The following is a 19,902-nucleotide window of genomic DNA, read 5'->3' as shown; positions in this document are numbered from 1 at the left end:
GATCTTTAGTAACTGTACATTCTTGTCCTGGCTTGCCTTGGTCTTAATAAAACGGACTAATCCTTCAGTACCAAGCTCAAAATGGTAAAAAGTATTGTTTCCAGGCTCTTCTCCTGAGTAACGAACACTTGTAAAATCTTCCAGATCTGTATTCTACTAAAGAAGTATACATAAGATCAATTTTGGGTTCATACTCAATTATGTAGTATTTTAAAGTTTTTCAGAATTCTTTAATTGCCAACTCAGTTTTTGAATGAATGTTAAGTTTACAGTATACGCTTCTATTGTTCTGTCAGTTTTTTCAGATGTATAAAGCTTGCCGGCAATCTCCCTAATGTTCATTCTTATAACCGGCTTTCGGTAACGTCATCAGGTTGTAATAAAACACTTGGGGATATGTTTGCATTTACAGTTTAAGGCACTAAAATAAGCCCACATACTCATATTTTTTATACAAGCATATGGACTTACTTAAATGTCCAAATTTTATTATACCCTACTTGATGAGGTTAAAAGCTGTCGTCTTTTCTTATCCGGTGGCGGATCACACGATTTCGATATTCATAAATCTCGCGAATGTTTGTCTGTTCATCAATAAATTTTCCAATCTCGGCTACGACCGTCGGTATTAGGGAAAGACCAGCTGCAAGCAGCCAGTGATTAGAACCTATAGAAGTTAAGCCAAAGATTTTTCCTATGGACGGAAATGCCACCAGAAGGCTGAATACTGCGATCATACCCATAGTACTGTATAATACCGGCGGATTATCCTTAATCGTCCGTTTGAAGATAGACTTCCTGCTGCGGACTGTAAATAAATGAAGGATGGAGGTCCAACCTAAAACCAGAAAGGCAACGGTCTGTCCGATTGCCTGTGAGGGTCCCTGCGTTCCCGGAAGTGCCCGGAACGTTCCGATGTAATATCCAACCAGAACCACTACGGAACATGCAATGGTCTGCTGTATAATTACCGGAAGAAGTCCGCCGGCTAAAAATCCTTCGTCTCTGCGGATGGGCTCCCGATCCATAAGACGAGGATCTGAAGTATCCCTGGATAAGCAAATACCTGGAATACCGTCACCAAGCACATTGACTAACAACAGCATGATTGGAGTTACAGGGATCCCCCAGCCTTTTAACTGGGCAACCAGCATAATGACAATTTCAGAAATATTGCATACCAACAGAAAGTAAACGGTTTTTCTGATATTCGAGAAAACATTCCTTCCTTCTGATACCGCATCGATAATCGTAGCAAAGTTATCATCTGTTAAGACCATGTCAGAAGCACTTTTTGCTACTTCAGTCCCGCTTTGACCCATGGAGATTCCCACGTCTGCTGCCTTCAATGCCGGTGTATCATTGACACCGTCCCCGGTCATGGAAACGACTTCCCCATTTTCCTGCCATGCTTCAACAATTCGGATTTTATCCTCAGGGGAAACCCGGGCATAAACAGAGTAATGATGGATATTCCTGCAGAGGTCTTCATCTGACATCTCATTTAGCTGCTGTCCGGTGAGAACCTTTTCATTTTCACCCAGAATTCCAATGTTTCTTGCGATTGCACTTGCTGTTGCCGCATGATCCCCGGTGATCATGATGGTACGGATACCGGCCATCTTTGCCCTTTCCACTGCCTGGGCTGCTTCCGGACGAGCCGGATCAATTAAACCAATAAGCCCGCATAATTCCAGATCCTGTTCAATTTCCTCTGGCTTTTCCATAGAAGGAGCTTCATTTAAATATCGGATTCCAAGGGCCAGAACACGAAGTGCCTCTCCGGCAAAAATCTTATGAACATAGTCAACTTCTTTTTCTGTTTCCTTATCAAATGATTTGAGAGGCAACCGATCAAGAGCACCTTTGGTAAGAATTAAATATCCTCCCGAGGACGCCTCCAAGACAATGGTCATCATCTTACGTTCAGAAGAAAAAGGGATTTCTCCTACTATGCGGTAATGCTCAGAAATACGTTCTTTGGATAAGCCCTTTTCATGCAGAAGGCGCATAATGGCTTTCTCCGTCGGGTTTCCCATGATGGTTAAGGTACCATCCTCTTCTTCCTGGACAGAAGCGTTACTTGCCAGTGCAAACAACTTCAGAAGCTCTGTCTGATCCTTGACAAATTCATCTCCGGCTCCAAACGGCTCATTTCCGGGAAGCCAAAGCTTTTCAATGGTCATCCGGTTCTGTGTCAGTGTTCCGGTCTTATCTGAGCAGATGACCGAGGTGTTACCAAGAGTCTCTACTGCGGTCAGCTTGCGGATCAGTGCATTTTTATTCACCATATTTTTTACACCCTGGGAAAGGGATAAGGTTACAATTAAATTTAGGGTTTCCGGTACTGCTGCTACAGCCAGCGTTGCCGCAAGCATAATCATGGACCAAACGGATTCTCCCTGTAAAATACCGATGGAAAAGAGTAATACCGCTGCAGCTATGGCAACAATGCTGATGGACTTTGCTATTTTCTCCAAACGTCGCTGCAGCGGTGTTCTTATTTTCTGTGAATTGTTTAAATATCCGGCAATCTTCCCCATCTCTGTCTGCATTCCGGTAGCAGTGACCATTGCTAACCCATGTCCTGATGTCACATGACAGCTGGAGAATACCATATTAAGCTGATCTCCAAGGGGAACACTGCCCTGCAGCAGAATATCTGCATCTTTTTCCGAAGGCTCGCTTTCTCCTGTGAGCGCTGATTCATCCACCTGTAAATTGGTGCTGGTAATCAGGCGTGCGTCGGCAGGAACAATGCTTCCCAGTTGAAGCTTAATGATATCACCGGGAACCAATTCACTTGTATCCATCTCTTTTTGTACGCCACCCCGTATAACAATACAATTAGGAGAGTTTAAGCTGGACAATGCCTCCAGAGCTTTTTCAGCGCCACGCTCCTGGGTAATTGCAAGTATTAGATTTAAGACAACAATAGAAACGATTACAACTGGCTCTATAAAGCCATGACCATCCTTCAGTGCCATCCCTAAAGACAGTAAGGCAGCTAACAGCAGGATTATCGTTGAAATATCTTTAAGATGATGCAGAATTTCTTTGATCAGACTGGTTTTTTCCTGCTTTGCAAACTCATTTTTCCCATATTTGCTTTGCCGGTTTGCTACCTCTTGATCCGATATTCCAGTATTTACGTTCGTATTAAAATGTTCAAGTATCTCTGCTGTGCTAGTTACATACCAATTTTCCACTTCATCCTCCTCCTTTCAGTTAAAATTCATCATTCATTGGTTCCTTAAGTTTCTCCTCCATCAACCTTTCCAGTCTCAGTTTTCCTATCACTGTTACCACACCTTTCTAAAAAAGTATAAAAAATGATAACAATGCAAATCGTTTTTACTAAATGATACTGAATATTAGAAAATCTTTACCCTTTCTTTATACGAAGGAATTTAGAATTAGCCTTCCCATTTTTACGGTTTTATAACATAAAAAGAGACTGTTACACGAAGTTTTCGTGCACAGCCTCCGGGCCTTTTTCTCTTATCTTACCAGACGGTATAAACCGCTTTCTTCTTTTCGCATTCTCACATCAATGCTTCTCATGATTTTTTCAGCTTCGCCGAAAAAGCTTTCCTTTTCTGTAAGGATTTTTATCTTCGTATTATACCTTTCCTTAAATTCCGTAAACATGGAAAGCAGGTTCCCCATTTCCTTTTGATATTCCTCCGCCTGATTCATCAGCTTTGAATCACCGGATCTTAGAAAGGCCGGGTAGAGATACTGATCCTCTGAGGATAAATGTATTTTCAGCTTTCCGGCAAGACTGTTTATATGTAAGGCGATTTCCGATGCCGTTTGTTCTAAGTCCCTGTTTTTGCACAACTTATTTAAGATCACTAATTCTTCCCGGATCCGATCATGCTGCTCCATATAATTTTTTAATTCCATTCCTATACGCCACTTTCTTTTGTATTTTCCTTGTAACAGGCGGGACGGCCTGTTTCCCCTTCAGGCCGCCCCGTACGTGTTACCTTGTTTTTTCGCGGATCCAGGATTCGTACTTATCCTGTACGCCCTGATCCTTTGCCTGTCTTTCAAATGATTCCGTTTCATCATCCACAGCTTTTAACTTATCTTCTGCCAGTGTACGTACTGCAAATGCATAAGCGGCCTCATCTTCTTTTTCAATATGGCGCTTTAATAAGGCACCATAGCCAACCGCATTGGAGATGATATCTAACTTTGACTCTGTTCCCGGATGTTTCTCATATTCATCAATGGCTTTTTCCAGCTCAGAAAGATACAATCTTCCCAAATCATGTTCCACAAGCATACCATTCCTGATTAGCTTTTCCGCAACAGGTCCCATATTTTCCATCATGATCCGGAACAGGATCTTTTCTTCCTTCCCGTGATGATGCTTATCTGCGTAATTTCTTGCAAATTCAAGGCACTCCCGCAGCAGGGGAGCATCCACCGGCTTCCCCTCCAGAATATCGGCGCTGATGCTTCTTAATAAGCCGGTAAAAGTCAGAATGTTCTCATGCTCCTTCATTAATATATCTATTCCGTACATAAGCGTCTCCTCAATTCATATACCTGATCCTCAATCTGATGAAATTCCAGTTCGGAATCCTCAAACATTCCTTTTATCAGAGATTCTCTTAAGGTATAGTAATGTGTTACATCCCCATGGATCATCGTCCAATAAGCACCATGGATATCCTGGGTCTGTCTCCATACCAGGCTGTCTTCCGTTTCCTGTACCAGCTCGTTCACTCTGTCACAGGGCATGCCGTTAAGCAAGGTACTTTCCAGATAATCATAGCCTTTGCGTACAGTGATATTTTTATCCGCAGAATTTCTTTTTCCAAATTCCAGGACAGCATTAACAATATGAGATAATCTTTCCTGATCCGGTCCCATGAGTTCCGTTACCACATAAGCAAGTCTGTTTTCCACCAGGCTCACTTTTTCCTGCAGCCAGCCGTGGATATTGCCCGTATCGATCATATCCTCCAGATTTCCGTTTAAAAGCACTCCGTATCTGCTGTCAGTCCTGGCCCTAAGCTCTTTGCCGCAGCCATTTTCTTCTGCGAAGTCTAAAATTGCATCAGTCATTGCATCCTGAAATTTTATTTTGTTATATAACCAAGTATGAATCGGTCCTAAAAAGGCACTCATGTTACACCTCTTTCCTTATTGGTTCAGCTTGTCCAGCACTGCGTCTGCATCAAGCCCGTGTACCATACATGCATCTTCTAAGGATTCCATCTGGGATGACGGACATCCCAGACAGTGCATGCCGCAGCTCATTAAAATCTCCGCTGCCTTTGGATTGCTTCTTAATATTTCTCCAATATACATTTCTTTCGTTATCATATGATAATCCTCCTGATTTATTAATTATTTATATTATCCAAGAATTTTCTTTATATCCTCTTCCGGTGTGCTGATGGGTGATATTCCGTAGTTTTCAACAAGGAAGTTTAATACATTTGGTGATAAGAATGCAGGTAAGGATGGCCCCAGGTAGATATTCTTGATTCCAAGGTGAAGCAAGGTAAGAAGAATGCACACTGCCTTCTGCTCATACCAGGATAATATCATGGACAAGGGAAGTTCATTGACCCCGCATCCAAAGGCTTCTGCCAGAGCCACCGCTACCTTGATGGCACTGAATGCATCATTACACTGCCCCATATCCATAATTCTTGGAAGGCCACCAATGGTTCCAAGGTCAAGGTCGTTAAAACGGTATTTTCCGCAGGCAAGAGTTAAGATAATAGAATCCTTAGGAGTCAGCTTTACAAAATCGGTATAATAATTTCTTCCTGTCTTAGCACCGTCACAGCCGCCTACTAAGAAGAAGTGGCTGATCGCTCCCTGCTTCACTGCATCAATGACCTGATCTGCAACTCCCAATACGGTTCCATGGGAAAATCCTGTCATGACTTCTTTACCGCCGTTGATTCCTGTCATTTCATGGTCTTCCTCATATCCGCCAAGCTCCAGCGCTTTTTCAATGACAGGGGTAAAGTCTTTGTCCTCTCCTATATGGACCATTTCCGGATAGGAAACCACTTCTGTGGTGAATACACGGTCGGCATAGCTATTTCTCACAGGCATCAGGCAGTTTGTGGTAAAGAGAATGGGTGCTGGAAGGTTATCAAATTCTTTTTGCTGATTCTGCCAGGCAGTTCCGAAATTTCCCTTTAAATGAGGATATTTCTTTAATTCCGGATAGCCATGAGCCGGAAGCATCTCTCCATGGGTATAGATATTGATCCCCTTATCCTTTGTCTGCTCAAGAAGCTGTTTTAAATCATATAAATCATGTCCGGTGATTACGATAAACGGACCTTTTTCAATGGCAAGAGGCACTTTGGTTGGCTCCGGAGTTCCAAATGCGGTGGTATTTGCTTTGTCAAGCAATTCCATACATTTTAAATTGATTTCTCCCACTTCAAGAACCACCGGAAGCAGCTGCTCCATGGTCAGATCATAGCTAATGACTGACAATGCCTTATAAAAGAAATGATTGACCCCTTCATCTTCATATCCTAAAACCATAGCATGATAGGCATAGGCTGCAACGCCCCGAAGTCCGAATAAAATCAAAGATTTTAAGGAACGGATATCTTCCTGTGCCTCCCAAATGTTCTTCATATCATAATCTGAAGTATTTCCGCAAACAGAAGTACATTTGCTGCAATCCGGCACGATCTTTTCTTTTTCTTCCTGTACCCTTTTAATCATCTCTACTAAAACTTCATCATTGAAATTTACATTTGTGATGGTGGTGAACAGCCCTTCTATAAGGATTCTTGTGGTAGTATCCAAAGGGGAATTATTGCCGCATGCCTTTGCCAGTCCGATCAGGGCCCCTGTCAGTTCATCCTGTAAATTTGCAGTGCTGGCAGATTTGCCGCACACTCCTGCGCTGCCCGTACATCCGCTGCAGCCTGCCGTCTGCTCACACTGAAAGCAAAACATCTTATGATCCATATCTATATCCAACCTTTCTATTCTGTCCTTTTTATTTCAACTGGTTAAAACACTACAACCAATACCATCTTAAAGCGTTCTTCTGCATAAACCGCATGAGGCTTTTTGGCAGGCATGATAAGAGTTTCTCCTTTATTTAACAGATATTCCTTTCCATCTACCGTAAATTTCCCGGTTCCTTCCAAAACAGTCACCATGGCGTCTCCGTTGGATTCGTGGGTACTGATTTCTTCCCCTTTATCAAATGCAAATAACGTAATGCTAAGGGCTTCATTCTGTGCAAGGGTCTTGCTGACGATCTGGCCTTCATTTGCCTGAACCAGATCAGATAACATTACGATTTCTTCATGCTTTATATTTTTAATGAATTTCTCTGTCATTTGGCTGCCTCCTTGTTTTTCTATTGCTTTTATAAGCAGATTATAATATAATAATCTCATCATTTCTGTTGTAATTACAACATAATAAAAATAATTTAAAAGGAGACGGCAAATGGAGGAGTACTTATCCATATTAAGAAAGTCAAACCTGTTTTCCGGAGTCCAGCCAGAGGAAATAAGCGCAATGTTAAAATGCCTGTCTGCCCGGATTAAACATTATAAAAAAGATGAATTTATCATAAGAAGCGGAGATTACATTCGTTCCGTTGGAATGGTGCTCACCGGGACTGCTCTTATCATACAGGAGGATTTCTGGGGCAAACGGACCATTATTTCTGAGGCGATGTCCGGCGCTCTTTTTGCGGAAACCTATGCCTGCATCCCCTCCATACCGATTGAAATGAGTGTTATCTCTGATTCCGAATGCGATGTGCTGTTTATGGATTTTAACAGGATAATGAACGTCTGCACCTCCGCATGCTCCTTCCACACACGCCTGTTACAAAATTTTTTATCTTCCATTGCCAGGCGGAATTTAATCCTCACGAAAAAAATGCAGCATATGTCCAAAAAAACCATCAGGGAAAAACTGCTCTCCTACCTTTCCGCCGAATCCTTAAAAAACAATTCCTCCACTTTTGATATTCCATTTAACAGGCAGCAGCTTGCGGATTACTTATCCATTGACCGCAGTGCCCTGTCCAATGAAATGAGCAAATTGCAGGACGAAGGAATTTTAACCTATAAGAAGAACCGGTTCACGTTAAAAGAGGATCTCCATGAAGGATAACTTCTTCCTGCCTGACGGACCTTATCTCGTAATACTATTTAAAAAGCGGAATCCGGTTCAACTATCCCCGGATTCCGCTTTTAATTTTATAATATATTCCCATCAACAGAGATGGTAACTACGTCACATGGAATTTCTTTTCCGCTATCCTCGAGGGCTCTTAAGGCCGCATGTTCCAGACCGCCGCAGCATGGTACCTCCATTCGGACGACCGTAATGCTTTGAATGGTGTTGTTCTTTATAATCTCCGTCAGCTTCTCACTGTAATCTACCTGGTCCAGCTTCGGACATCCAACAAGAACGACCTTTCCCTTTAAGAATTTCTGATGGAAATCTCCATATGCATAGGCACTGCAATCCGCAGCGATCAATAAATCCGCCTGTTCAAAATAAGGTGCTTTCACAGAAACCAGCTTGATCTGAACCGGCCACTGCCTTAACTGGGACTGGACAGGAGCCTCAGCCATTTCCTTTGTTTCGGCAGTACGTTCTATCTGCATAGCCCGGCTTCCTGGGCAGCCGCTATAGGAAGCGTGTCCTTTTGCCTCAGCCTTTTTCTTATTTAATTCCACTGCCGCTTCATCATAAGCGGCTGCTTCCCGCTCTACGAATGTAATGGCTCCGGTAGGACATGTGGGAAGGCAGTCCCCTAATCCATCGCAGTAGTCATCCCGCATAAGCTCTGCTTTTCCATTTACCATTCCAATGGCTCCCTCATGGCATGCTGCCGCACAAAGACCACAGCCATTGCATTTTTCTTTATCGATCTGAATAATTCTACGAACCATTCCTTATAGCCTCCTCATATTTGCTTTCTGAAGCTATCATACTATGCTATTTTGTTTCTGTCCGTTGTAATTACAACAAAAAATTCATAAAAAATTATGCTGTTTTGCGGGTTTACCTCTTAACTTTTCACACATACTACTCCTAATCGGAGGTATCCCATGTTCCCAGATAAAATATATTACGAACCAGAATCCCTTGAATATGAGCTGGGCCAGCGTCTAAAGGAAAAATACAGCACGATTCCATGGATTCCCATTAAAAGCCACAATAAAATAGACGAGCTGCGAACCCGCCCAAACAGTGATTTTCCGGCTATGAAGCACCATCTTATCATAGGGGTCCGCAAAACCCACAACTTCGTTCCCAATCACAAGGTATCGGACTTTCTTGTTCCTTATACCTCTTCCGGCTGCACCGCCATGTGCCACTACTGCTATCTGGTATGCAACTACAACAAATGCGCTTATTTGCGTTTGTTTGTAAACCGGGAGCAGATGCTGAAAAAAATCATGGACCACGGAGCCCGCTCTGAAAAAAATTATACCTACGAGATAGGAAGCAACAGTGATCTTGTCCTTGAAAATACCATAACCGGAAATCTGGCATGGACAATTGAAAATTTCAGTAAGAGCAACTATGGATTTCTCACCTTCCCAACGAAATTCAATAAGGTAGAACCCCTTCTCGGCATCAGCCATGGCGGCCGTGTCATCATGCGGATGAGTGTCAACCCCCAGCCCATCATCACCCGGTTTGAACCGGGTACCTCCGGCTTAGATGCCAGAATTACCGCCTTAAACAGTATGTGTGACGCCGGATACCGGGTAGGACTTTTGATTGCTCCCATCATTATGACCGAAGACTGGAAAGTCCTGTATTCTCAACTGATTGATACGCTCTCAGACCGGCTTTCCAAAAAGGTAAGGGAACAGGCACCCATTGAAATCATTTTCATGACTTACAGCTATGTTCAAAACGCAATCAACACAGAGGCATTTCCTCAGGCAGAACGCCTTTATGACAAAGAACTCATGACCGGGCGGGGACGGGGAAAATACTGCTACCGTGATGATTTAAGAAGCAGTGGGGAACAGTTTTTAAGACAGCAAATCGAAGAAAAGCTTAGAGGGATGACGATTTTATATGTAGTTTAAAAAAATACCCGGAGCATTTCCAGCTCTCTTAAAATGGCCGCTTCCATAAGTTATGGGCGGCCAAAGTTCTTCCTGTAAGCCTTGAGAATTGCCTCAATAATTGCTGCGATTCTTCGAAAAATCAAGATATACTATTATTTTTTTGTCCTTTTATGTCGAATATATAATTGTTATATAGGTAGTATAACAAGGTCACAAACCATGCTTAAAATACGAAAGGAGGATCTTTCTTTTACCCGCATAAGACCATAAAATTTTACTGCATAACATGCAGTATATTTTTTACTCATTTGCTGGTAAAATTTTCCGGTCACTCCACAGAGCGGACCGATCATTAAATCAAAGGGAGTGTAATACAATTATGAAGATATTGAAAAAGCTAAAGTTCAGCAATTTGAAACTTGCTGCAAAGACTTCCATTACTATGGGAATCATACTGGTAGCGAGCCTGATCTTGCTCATTACGATCTCTGCAGCGCAGGCAAGCAAAGCAGTTTCAAAGGCAATCAACGGTGAATTTTCTGGAATATCTGCCCAGAACGGCCTCATGGTACAGGCCATCATCAACGATGCTTCTGGAACCGCCAAAAATTTGCAGGATTACTTATACCGTGCATACAACGACCGGAACGCTATCGGCGATTGGAAAAGCACCGTCCGTAAGAGCAGGGTATATGATGTTGGACTTAAGGAAATTAATTATGCGATCGAGAATTATATCTTAAATTCTGCCTGGTCAACCGTGGACACCAATCCTGATATTTATGGGATCGGTGCATTTTTTGAGCCATTAGAATTTGATCCCGGTGTCAAGGATTACTCCCTCTATGTAGACAAAAAGGAGGCTGAAAATAAAACCGCTCAGTCTCTTGGAGCATACAGCGACTATTCCACAAAGGATTATTATCGTTTTGCCAAGGAAACAAAGGCTACTTATATCACTGATCCTTATATGTATGACGGAATCATGATGAGTACCATTGCTTATCCTGTTATGAAGGGGGAAGACGTTATCGGAGTTATTCTGGCCGATATTAACGTTTCTAACTTTTCTAAGATAAAAACTTCAGATTCAAAATATCATACCATGTATGTTGATATCTACACGGGAGAAAACAAGATTGTCTATGACAGCCAATCAAACGATAACATCGGCAGAAACCTAAGTGAAATGGTTTCTCCTTCAGATTATGAAAAAATTACAGCCCTGCAGCAGGCTAAAACTGAATTCCAGATTGATACCAAAAGATCCGACGGAACTTTGGAATCCAGATATTATTACCCGATTACCTGCGGGTCACAGACCTGGTGGGCTTCCAGTTGTCTGGAAAAGAAGGATCTGACAAAGGATGTATTAAAGATCATTGAATTAATGACTCTTCTTGCAGTCCTTGCACTGATCATAATTAATGCGGTTGTCATTGTTTTCTTAAAAAAGACTCTTCGTCCTATTGACGGTGTGATGTCCGCTGCAGCCAGCATCGCTTCCGGTGACTTGGATATCCAGCTGGAGGTTCAGTCCATGGATGAAATAGGTGTACTCTCCAGAACATTTATGGATATGGCGGAAAACTTAAAATTCATCATCCAGGATATCAATGAGGTTCTGGGCGAAATGAGCAACGGCAACTTCAAAGCAACGTCCATTCATGAGGAAAAATACACCGGAGCATACCAGTATATCCTGGAAGCAATGCGGAACATCCGCCTTACTTTAAGCGATACACTTTTAGAGATCGACCAGGCTTCCGAACAGGTTTCCACCGGGGCCTCCCAGGTATCTGATGCTTCCCAGGCTCTCAGCCAGGGAGCCACGGAACAAGCCTCTTCCATCGAAGAGCTGTCCGCAGCCATTAACGAGGTTTCAGAACGGGTTAAAGAAAACGCTTCCAACGCCTTAGAGGCTAATACCCTGTCCCTGGAGGCATGCGAAGGCATGCTGACAAGTGATCAGAAGATGAGGGATATGATTTCAGCAATGAATGAAATCGCAAGCACCTCCGGCGAAATAAGCAAGATCATTAAAACCATTGACGATATCGCTTTCCAGACTAATATCCTGGCATTAAATGCGGCCGTTGAAGCTGCAAGAGCCGGTTCCGCCGGAAAGGGATTTGCGGTGGTAGCCGATGAAGTCCGCAATCTGGCCGGTAAATCTGCGGAAGCTGCTAAAAATACCACGGCTCTTATTGAAAACGCTATTACTGCCATTGGAAACGGAACAAAAATAGCAGATGAGACTGCAGAAGCACTGCGGCTTGTAGTTGAAAAATCAAATATTTCTTCCGTCAGGGTCGCAGAAATCGCGGAAGCATCCGCCGCCCAGTCTGACGCATTGCTGCAGATTACAACCGGCATTGACCAGATATCCGCCGTCGTACAGACCACTTCCGCAACATCGGAAGAAAGCGCGGCCACTTCCGAAGAGCTGACCGCCCAGGCCTACAATCTAAAATCTCTAGTAGGAAAATTTCAGCTGATGGATAAAGCACCTTCCGCAACCAGTGCACCAACTGCTGCTTGGGAGGCTCCTGCTGCTTGGAAGGATTCTATTACTATGGAGGATTCTGCTGCTTGGGAGGATTCTGATCCAGAAGAAACTTATGATAAATATTAATAGCTTCAGAATTCTTTTCTACTGACAATTGCCTGCAAAAAGGCTGCGGATTTAAATATCCGCAGCCTTTTTCTGTATTTCCATGCCAGTTTTTATAAAACGGAACATCCGAAGAGCTCCCTGATAGTATAAGTCCTCGGCATCTTCCAAAGCCTTATCCAGTACCATGACCCCATTGACCGTTGTCATGATGGAGCAGATCCCAAAGTCATAAATCTTCTCTGCACCTTCTCCCATAGCACCTACCAGAGCAACAGCCGGAATCCCCTTTCTTTTGCACCTCATTCCAATGCCCTGTATCACCTTTCCAAAACAGGACTGCCAGTCCGTGCGCCCCTCTCCGGTCACAACCATAGACACATCTTCCAGGCGGGAATCAAAATCAATTAAATCCAGAACCGTTTCAATTCCTGATTTTAACTCCGCTTGAAGAAATACCAGAAGTGCCGCACCAAGGCCCCCAGCGGCTCCGGAACCAGGCATATGATCGGGATTAATACCCAGTTCCCGTATCATCACATCCCGGTAGTTCTGCATTCCTCTTTCCAGTTCATCAAGAACCTGGGGCGAACCGCCCTTCTGCTTTCCAAACGTGTAGGTGGCTCCGTCTTTCCCGCATAAGGGATTATTAACGTCACACATGGCTGTCACTTTCACTTTAGAAATCTGGGGATGGATGCCGGAATGATCGATGTGGGCGACTTTTTCCAGATCTTTTCCTGTTCCTTCTAACTCTATTCCCTCCGAATCAAAGAATCTTACTCCTAATGCCCTCATACAGCCCATGCCGCCGTCATTGGTCGCTGAACCACCGATTGCTATGGAAATATCGGTAAAGCCCCGGTCCAAAGCATCTCTTATCAGTTCTCCGGTCCCATAGGTCGTGGTATTCCTTGGATCCCTTAAATCTCTTGGAATCAGGGGAAGCCCGGAAGCCGCCGCCATCTCAAGGATGGCTCGTTTTTCATCTAATTTTCCGTAATAAGCGTTTACAGGAGCAAGAAGCGGCCCACAGACGGTTACGGGAATTCTGTCTCCCTGCATGGCTGCGATCACCGCATCCGTGGTTCCTTCTCCTCCATCAGCTACGGGGATTCCGATACCTTCCCACTGATCAAACACTTCCGCCGCAGCTTTTTTTAACAGTTCTATGGTCTGTTCACTGGAAAGAGTCCCCTTAAACGAGTCAGATGCAAACAATAATTTCATATACTAAGTCCTCCTTTGACCAGTGAATTTAATTCTTATCTCTTCTTATCAATGCAGGATTAAAGTTAAAAGGAATATTTCCAGGATTCCTGCGATCCCCAAAATAAGCGTTGCCATTGTCTGAGTCTTATACCCCTTTTCCGGAGTCATGGCTCCAAAATTTGTCACTACCCAGAAATAGGAATCATTTGCATGGGAAACGGTCATGGCTCCAGCGCCAATTGCCATACAGGCAAGCGTTACCCGGACGGGACTTTCAAGACCCAGCATTGGAAGCAACGGAGCAACAATTCCTGCGGTGGTGGTCAGAGCAACGGTAGAGGAACCTTGGGCACTCTTTAAGATAGCTGCCAAAAAGAATGGGAAGAAAATACCCATGGTGCTGAGTACTGAAGCATGATCCTTAATATAGTTCACCATATCAGTAGATGAAATCACTTTACCCAGCACTCCACCGGCAGCCGTTACAAACAGAATCGGCCCCACTGTCTTTAAAGTGTCATTGGTTATCTCATAAAATTCTTCCATCTTGCCAGCTCCTTTCAGCTGCAGGATACCACATACAGTACCTGCTGCCAGAGCAATGATGGGAGTTCCTAAAAATTTAATAACATCAGCCCCAAAGCCCTCCATATTGGCCATGGCTGCAATCGAGGAAAAAGCCATAAGAAGGATGGGAAGAATAATCGGAGCAAGGGCGTTGAAACTGCCGGGAAGTTTGCCGTATTCGGCAACCAGCTCCTCATAAGTTTTTGCGATCTCACCCATATCGGCTTCATCATCAGACCGTACCTTACCTCCGATGTATTTTGCATAAAAGAACCCTGCAATCAGTGGAAAGATAGAGCATAATGCGCCCATTCCCATAACCAGAAGCAGGTTTTCCCCAATGCCAAGGGTAGAAGCCGCCGCAATGGGTCCCGGTGTGGGAGGAATGAAAACGTGGGAAATGTATAGCCCTGAGGAAAGGCCCACAGTCATGGCTACGGATGATGCGGCAGTCCGGTTTACCAGGGCTTTCCGGATCGGGTTTAAAATTACGAAACCAGAATCACAGAAAACAGGGATGGATACCACCCAACCCATCATCTCGATAGCAAGAACCGGATTGTTTTTCCCCACAAGCCGTATCACCATATCAGCCAGCTTAAGAGCCGCGCCTGTTTTCTCCAATATGGTTCCGATCAGGGCTCCAAGGATGATAACAATACCGATGCTGGAGAATGTTCCGGAAAATCCGGCCCCGATTACACTTGCAAGGCCGCTTACCTTGGTCCCATCCTCTAAAGTCTTATCAACCAGCGGTATCCCTGCAATAAGTCCCAGGAGCAGTGATATGCTCATGATGGCAATAAACGGATGAATCTTAAACTTGGAAATTGCAACGATCATCAGGATAATTGCCAATACAAAAATAAAAATCAGTGGTAAACCTGTCATAAAATGACCCCCTTCTAAACAGTGACAACAGTTTTTGCTCTTTTATGATATCATAGCACCATTATGTCCCGGATTTCTAATACCATGAGTATCAATATTATCCTGATTTTTGTATTCTCAATACAAAACTAGTGTTCTTTTCTTAAAAAACTATAAAAGGCTTCCAGAAAAAACCGGTCCGACGAGGATTCTATCGGATTGATATTCAAGATATCTTTCACTTTATTATAACGGTACAAAAGCGTATTCTTGTGCACAAAAAGCTCTTTTGATGCCGTTACCAGATTATAATTTGTCTTTATAAGAGCACCGGCTATTTCCATAAATGTCTTTTTAAATTCTTCCCCCAGCTCCCTTTCATAAATATTGAACATCCATTGCAGCTCATTCATCGGTACTATGGAACGTACATAATTCCCCGTATGGTCATAAAAAAAGGAGGCAGAACCGGAATCTGCATTTTCCTCCAGCCACTTACAGTGCCGGTAGGCATTATAATACTGGGTAAAGCTTCCCTGAAAGGAACCGATATAAAATTTACAGCTTTTCTCCTGCTCCCTCAGCCATTTTAAAGCAGTGCTTAAATATTCCGCAATGATGTATTTATAATCTGCAAATACTTTTCGTATCTGTTCCGGCATTGTTTTGAATATGAGGATATGGTTACTATCCAGGATAATGCTGATATCCTCCGGCCCGTGCCTGGGACTTTTCTTGATCATGTCCAGAAACGGCTCCGGCTTAATGTCATCCAGTTTACACAATATTGGGATACGGATTATGTTCTCTGAATAATTAAGCTGCTTTGCAATGTTCCGCAGCTCTCCCGGATCCGGATATTCCACATGGATCAAAAGGTTTGTGAAATGCTCTTTCCGATTCCTCCTGCGCCTTAGTTCCTCCTGCTGCTTCTCGTATTTCAGCATGGCTTCGATGGCCATTTTGGTAATCAGAGCAACGGGCTTTATCTCCCCCGGATTACCGGTGATTCCTACCACTCCTTCCCGTCTGCCGTCAATGTTAATGACCATGTTGATCCCGGGCTTTACTCCTGGATAATCCTCCTCTGTGGAAGTGACTACGATATCCTCGCTTCCGGTCACAATATAATAGGCCACCTCATGAAACGTCCCCACCCGCTTTGGATCCCGGCTGGCGATAATGACCCCCTGCTCATTCATTATGTTGATATTGTATTCTGTATATTGAGTGACCTGTTCAATGAATTTCTTAGCTAATTCTGTTTCTATCATCTGCATCCTCCCGTAGCTTAAACTATATCATTCGAAATCATCGGATATTTCTTCATCATTATTGAAAACAGCTTACCATACTTTGCTTTTTCCTTCAATAGCAGTGGATTTTATCCTTTTCTTACTATATACATTTTACTTTTACTCAGATTTGTGGTAAATTATTTTTTATCATAACATTTTATACTTATTATATACGACGGTAAAAAAGGAGAATTTTATGTTACAAGATGATTTTATCATGCGCATGATTCATGAAATGGTGACAACTCTGCTGAAGCTGATTTTTCATATTGAATTAGGAGAAAAAGAGGAACTGAATTTTAAAGACCAGGAGACGGCATCAAATTATCTTGAGCTTTTAGCTCTTATCCAGGCCGGAAAGATCAATGAGGCAGAAAACAAATTATTGGATGAGCTGGATTCCGACGATTTGGAACATTTTAAAATGGCGCTCATGTTTTATTATCACTTAAATCAGATCGATTTTAACTTTCTTGAAGAGCATGATTATTCCAAAAACGAAATTACAGACGGTTTAAGATACGTATCATCCATTTATGGCTATGACAGCATGGCAGAAGCTCTTCTGGGCAGAGGTTAATCGAACATCCATATGACATGATAAAAGGAAGGCATCTTCATCTGAAGACGCCTTCCTTTTAAATTGATAATGTCATTGCTCTGACATATGCTTGTTTAACTTGTCGATCAGTTCTTCCGCCGGAACGCCGTGGACCATGCAGGCCTCTTCCACGGTCTCAGCGGCAGATGCGGGACAGCCAAGGCAATGCATTCCCATTTCAAAAAAGAAGTGTGCGGTGGTTCGGTCTGCTTCTAAGACCTCTCCGATTAAAGTATCCTTTGTCACTGTCATATTCATTTAGATTACCCCTTTTCTCTCTATATTTTTATGTGGTGTGTTTAGCCCATCGGGAAATAGTCCGTTCCCGCCCTTCTGAAAATATACATGTTCGATTCTGGGCAGGAAAATCCCCAACGACTCTTTTAGTACATCCTCAATCGTTTCCACCGGTATAATCGTGAGCTGATTCTTTACTTCTTCCGGTACATCCTTTAAATCACTTACATTATCTTTGGGAATCAGGACCCTGTTGATTCCGGCTCTTTGAGCGCCCAGAAGCTTTTCCTTTAAGCCTCCGATGGGCAGGACCGCTCCCCGTAAAGTGATTTCTCCGGTCATGGCAAGTCTTGAATCCACCTTGTTGCCGGTAACAAGCGAGGCTAATGCTGTAAATAATGCAATTCCGGCCGATGGACCATCTTTAGGAACCGCTCCTGACGGAACGTGGATATGAAGGTCTCTTTCTTTAAAATTAAAGGCATTTAAAGGCAGTCTGGATTTTAACAGGCTTAAGGAAATCTTAGCAGATTCCTTCATCACATCTCCCAGCTTTCCGGTCAATATGACCGCTCCGGTTCCCGGCATATCGGTCGCCTCGATAAAGAGTATTTCTCCTCCCACCGGTGTCCATGCGAGGCCTGTAACCACTCCCGGAGGATTATCCTGCTGGGCCTTATCGTGACGGGATACCTGACTGCCAAGATATTCTTCCAGATCTTCTTCCTTAATCACAAAAGGCAGCTCCGCTTTTTTGGACACGATTTTTTCCGTTGTAATTCTGGCCAGGCCGGACAGCTGCTTTTTCAGCCCCCGCACGCCGGCTTCCAGCGTATAATCACTGATAATCTTCTGCAATACTTCATCTTCAATCACCAATTGCTCCTGCTTTAAGCCATGTTCTTTCAGGACCTCTGGGATCAGATGATTTTTTCCGATATGGAACTTTTCGTCCATGGTATAGCTGGTTATCTGGATGACCTCCATCCGGTCTAAGAGAGGACCTGGAATGCTTTCCAAAGAATTGGCTGTTGCCACAAAGAAAACATCGGATAAGTCATAAGGAAGATCCATGTAATGATCGGTAAAGCTGTTGTTCTGCTCCGGATCAAGAACCTCTAAAAGCGCACTGGCAGGGTCTCCGCTGAAACCGCCGGACATAATCTTATCCACTTCGTCCAATACCATGACAGGATTGGTTTTCCCTGCCTTTCGGATGCTCTGGATAATTCTTCCCGGCATGGCTCCGACATAAGTTCTTCGGTGCCCTCTGATTTCCGATTCATCCCGGATACCGCCCAAGCTTAAACGGATGTATTTTCTGCCAAGGGCTTCTGCAATGCTTTTGCCAAGGCTTGTTTTTCCGGTTCCCGGCGGTCCTACAAGGAGAAGTATGGAACCTTTTTTAGCTTTGTTTAACTGCATGACTGCCAGATGCTGAATGATCCTGTCCTTTACTTTTTGCAGTCCGTAATGCTGTTCGTCAAGAATCCGTCTTGCCTCGTCAAGATCAATGTCCTTTGCCTCTTCCTTTTTCCATGGAAGCTGAACCAAAAGATCCAGATAATTACGGATCACGTTGTAATCCAGTTTATTAGGGCCCTGATCATCAAACTTTTCCAGTTCTTCAAGAGCCGCCTCTTTGATCTCATCCGGCATACCTGCCTCTTCGATCTTCTTTAAATAATCTGGCTCCTTTTTTCCTTCGTCCTTTTTGCCTTCTCCTAATTCTTCCTGAATGGCCTTTAACTGTTCTCTAAGTACGGATTCCCTGTAATACCGGTTTGCTTTCTCGGAGAACTTCTCGGAAATCTCCATCTGCAGCTCGATCATTTCCTTTTGCTTCAACATGTAATCCAGGAAACGTAGGCTTCTATCTTTTAAAGACATTTCCAGAAGCTCATGCTTTTCATCGTTGGGTATCTGAAGGAATTGAGACAGATACACAATAATGGAATTCAAATCCTTAAACTCATTGACAATCCTCTGGTACTGTTCTCCTCCTGAAAATTTGGAGCTTATCTCACTGGTAACATTTTTGATATAGCCCAGCATTTCTTCCCGGCTCTTCTCGTCTAAATCTTCCTGATTCTGACTAAGCTCATACTGGGCATAGATAACGCCGTCTTCTATTTGAAGCTCTTTAACATTGACCTGGTCCATCAGCCTTACGGAGAGCAGGATCCCTTTTTCCGTCTGGTCCATTCCTGTAACCTCAAAGGTCAGGCCTGTCCGGTAAAAATCTTCCTCATGCTTTGGATTCTTACCAAAATTCTGTTTTAACGGCAAAGCTATCTTTATGGTTTCTTCGTTTTCCAGATACATCATATGTGTTTCGTCAAGGGCTTCTAAACGAACCGTAGTTACGACATCCGGCAATAAAACCTTGTTGGAAATTGGGAAAACGATTCCTATGTTATTTTTATCATGATTTGTCAT

At 43.4% G+C, this 19,902-nt stretch carries 17 protein-coding genes; 4 read left to right on the top strand and 13 right to left on the bottom strand.

The features are described 5' to 3' along the window. Positions 1-509: 509 nt before the first annotated feature. From H171_RS04295 to H171_RS04265, 7 genes are all read right to left on the bottom strand, one after another. Positions 510-3,209 (bottom strand): cation-translocating P-type ATPase, encoded by a 2,700-nt coding sequence (locus H171_RS04295; RefSeq protein ID WP_100304048.1) that lies wholly within the window; start codon positions 3,207-3,209, stop codon positions 510-512. A gap of 292 nt (positions 3,210-3,501) precedes the next feature. Continuing rightward, entirely contained in the window at positions 3,502-3,909 is a 408-nt protein-coding gene (locus H171_RS04290; protein WP_100304047.1) for a hemerythrin domain-containing protein, read from the bottom strand. A 79-nt stretch (positions 3,910-3,988) separates the two neighbouring features. Continuing rightward, positions 3,989-4,537, bottom strand: coding sequence for a hemerythrin domain-containing protein (locus H171_RS04285; RefSeq protein WP_100304046.1), 549 nt, complete (start codon positions 4,535-4,537; stop codon positions 3,989-3,991). Continuing rightward, on the bottom strand, positions 4,525-5,145 hold the full coding sequence (locus tag H171_RS04280) for a hypothetical protein (RefSeq protein WP_100304045.1): 621 nt from the start codon (positions 5,143-5,145) through the stop codon (positions 4,525-4,527). The genes H171_RS04285 and H171_RS04280 overlap by 13 nt, the downstream gene beginning before the upstream one ends. A 15-nt stretch (positions 5,146-5,160) precedes the next feature. Continuing rightward, positions 5,161-5,343, bottom strand: coding sequence for a DUF1858 domain-containing protein (locus tag H171_RS04275; protein ID WP_100304044.1), 183 nt, complete (start codon positions 5,341-5,343; stop codon positions 5,161-5,163). Between the two features lie 33 nt (positions 5,344-5,376). Beyond that, the gene (gene hcp / locus H171_RS04270) at positions 5,377-6,969 is read right to left on the bottom strand and encodes a hydroxylamine reductase (protein WP_186802586.1); all 1,593 of its coding nucleotides are present in this window, start codon (positions 6,967-6,969) and stop codon (positions 5,377-5,379) included. 44 nt (positions 6,970-7,013) lie between these two features. Continuing rightward, positions 7,014-7,349, bottom strand: a complete 336-nt coding sequence (locus H171_RS04265; RefSeq protein WP_100304043.1) for a cupin domain-containing protein — start codon at positions 7,347-7,349, stop codon at positions 7,014-7,016. 112 nt (positions 7,350-7,461) lie between these two features. Here H171_RS04265 and H171_RS04260 point away from each other — a divergent pair, with 112 nt between their 5' ends. After that, positions 7,462-8,139 carry a Crp/Fnr family transcriptional regulator gene (locus H171_RS04260; protein ID WP_100304042.1) on the top strand — a complete coding sequence of 226 codons (678 nt, stop codon included), beginning with the start codon at positions 7,462-7,464 and terminating at the stop codon, positions 8,137-8,139. 86 nt (positions 8,140-8,225) lie between these two features. Here H171_RS04260 and H171_RS04255 read toward each other — a convergent pair whose 3' ends face one another. Continuing rightward, positions 8,226-8,927 carry an ATP-binding protein gene (locus H171_RS04255; protein WP_100304041.1) on the bottom strand — a complete coding sequence of 234 codons (702 nt, stop codon included), beginning with the start codon at positions 8,925-8,927 and terminating at the stop codon, positions 8,226-8,228. Positions 8,928-9,086: 159 nt separating this feature from the next. On the opposite strand from H171_RS04255, the gene H171_RS04250 reads away from it, so the two are divergent. Both H171_RS04250 and H171_RS04245 read left to right on the top strand, forming a co-directional pair. Beyond that, the gene (locus H171_RS04250; protein ID WP_100304040.1) at positions 9,087-10,082 is read left to right on the top strand and encodes an SPL family radical SAM protein; all 996 of its coding nucleotides are present in this window, start codon (positions 9,087-9,089) and stop codon (positions 10,080-10,082) included. A 361-nt stretch (positions 10,083-10,443) separates the two neighbouring features. Beyond that, on the top strand, positions 10,444-12,699 hold the full coding sequence (locus H171_RS04245; RefSeq protein ID WP_166433591.1) for a methyl-accepting chemotaxis protein: 2,256 nt from the start codon (positions 10,444-10,446) through the stop codon (positions 12,697-12,699). 51 nt (positions 12,700-12,750) lie between these two features. Here the strand turns inward: H171_RS04245 and H171_RS04240 are convergent, their stop codons facing one another. The 3 genes from H171_RS04240 to H171_RS04230 all read right to left on the bottom strand — a co-directional run bounded on the left by H171_RS04240 (position 12,751) and on the right by H171_RS04230 (position 16,601). After that, complete coding sequence (locus H171_RS04240; protein WP_100304038.1) at positions 12,751-13,908, bottom strand: glycerate kinase family protein; 1,158 nt, start codon at positions 13,906-13,908, stop codon at positions 12,751-12,753. A 48-nt stretch (positions 13,909-13,956) separates the two neighbouring features. Continuing rightward, positions 13,957-15,348, bottom strand: a complete 1,392-nt coding sequence (locus tag H171_RS04235; RefSeq protein ID WP_100304037.1) for a GntP family permease — start codon at positions 15,346-15,348, stop codon at positions 13,957-13,959. Between the two features lie 128 nt (positions 15,349-15,476). Beyond that, positions 15,477-16,601 (bottom strand): CdaR family transcriptional regulator, encoded by a 1,125-nt coding sequence (locus H171_RS04230; RefSeq protein ID WP_100304036.1) that lies wholly within the window; start codon positions 16,599-16,601, stop codon positions 15,477-15,479. Between the two features lie 220 nt (positions 16,602-16,821). On the opposite strand from H171_RS04230, the gene H171_RS04225 reads away from it, so the two are divergent. Next, positions 16,822-17,205, top strand: a complete 384-nt coding sequence (locus H171_RS04225) for a DUF6483 family protein (protein WP_100304035.1) — start codon at positions 16,822-16,824, stop codon at positions 17,203-17,205. Between the two features lie 72 nt (positions 17,206-17,277). Here the strand turns inward: H171_RS04225 and H171_RS04220 are convergent, their stop codons facing one another. Beyond that, complete coding sequence (locus H171_RS04220; RefSeq protein WP_330404158.1) at positions 17,278-17,484, bottom strand: DUF1858 domain-containing protein; 207 nt, start codon at positions 17,482-17,484, stop codon at positions 17,278-17,280. After that, positions 17,485-19,902 (bottom strand): endopeptidase La, encoded by a 2,418-nt coding sequence (gene lon / locus H171_RS04215; RefSeq protein ID WP_100304034.1) that lies wholly within the window; start codon positions 19,900-19,902, stop codon positions 17,485-17,487.

Origin of the sequence: [Clostridium] celerecrescens 18A, from assembly GCF_002797975.1 — a bacterium.
In the GTDB taxonomy this organism is placed as follows: domain Bacteria; phylum Bacillota; class Clostridia; order Lachnospirales; family Lachnospiraceae; genus Lacrimispora; species Lacrimispora celerecrescens.
This window is presented reverse-complemented; position numbering and strand designations above follow the sequence as displayed.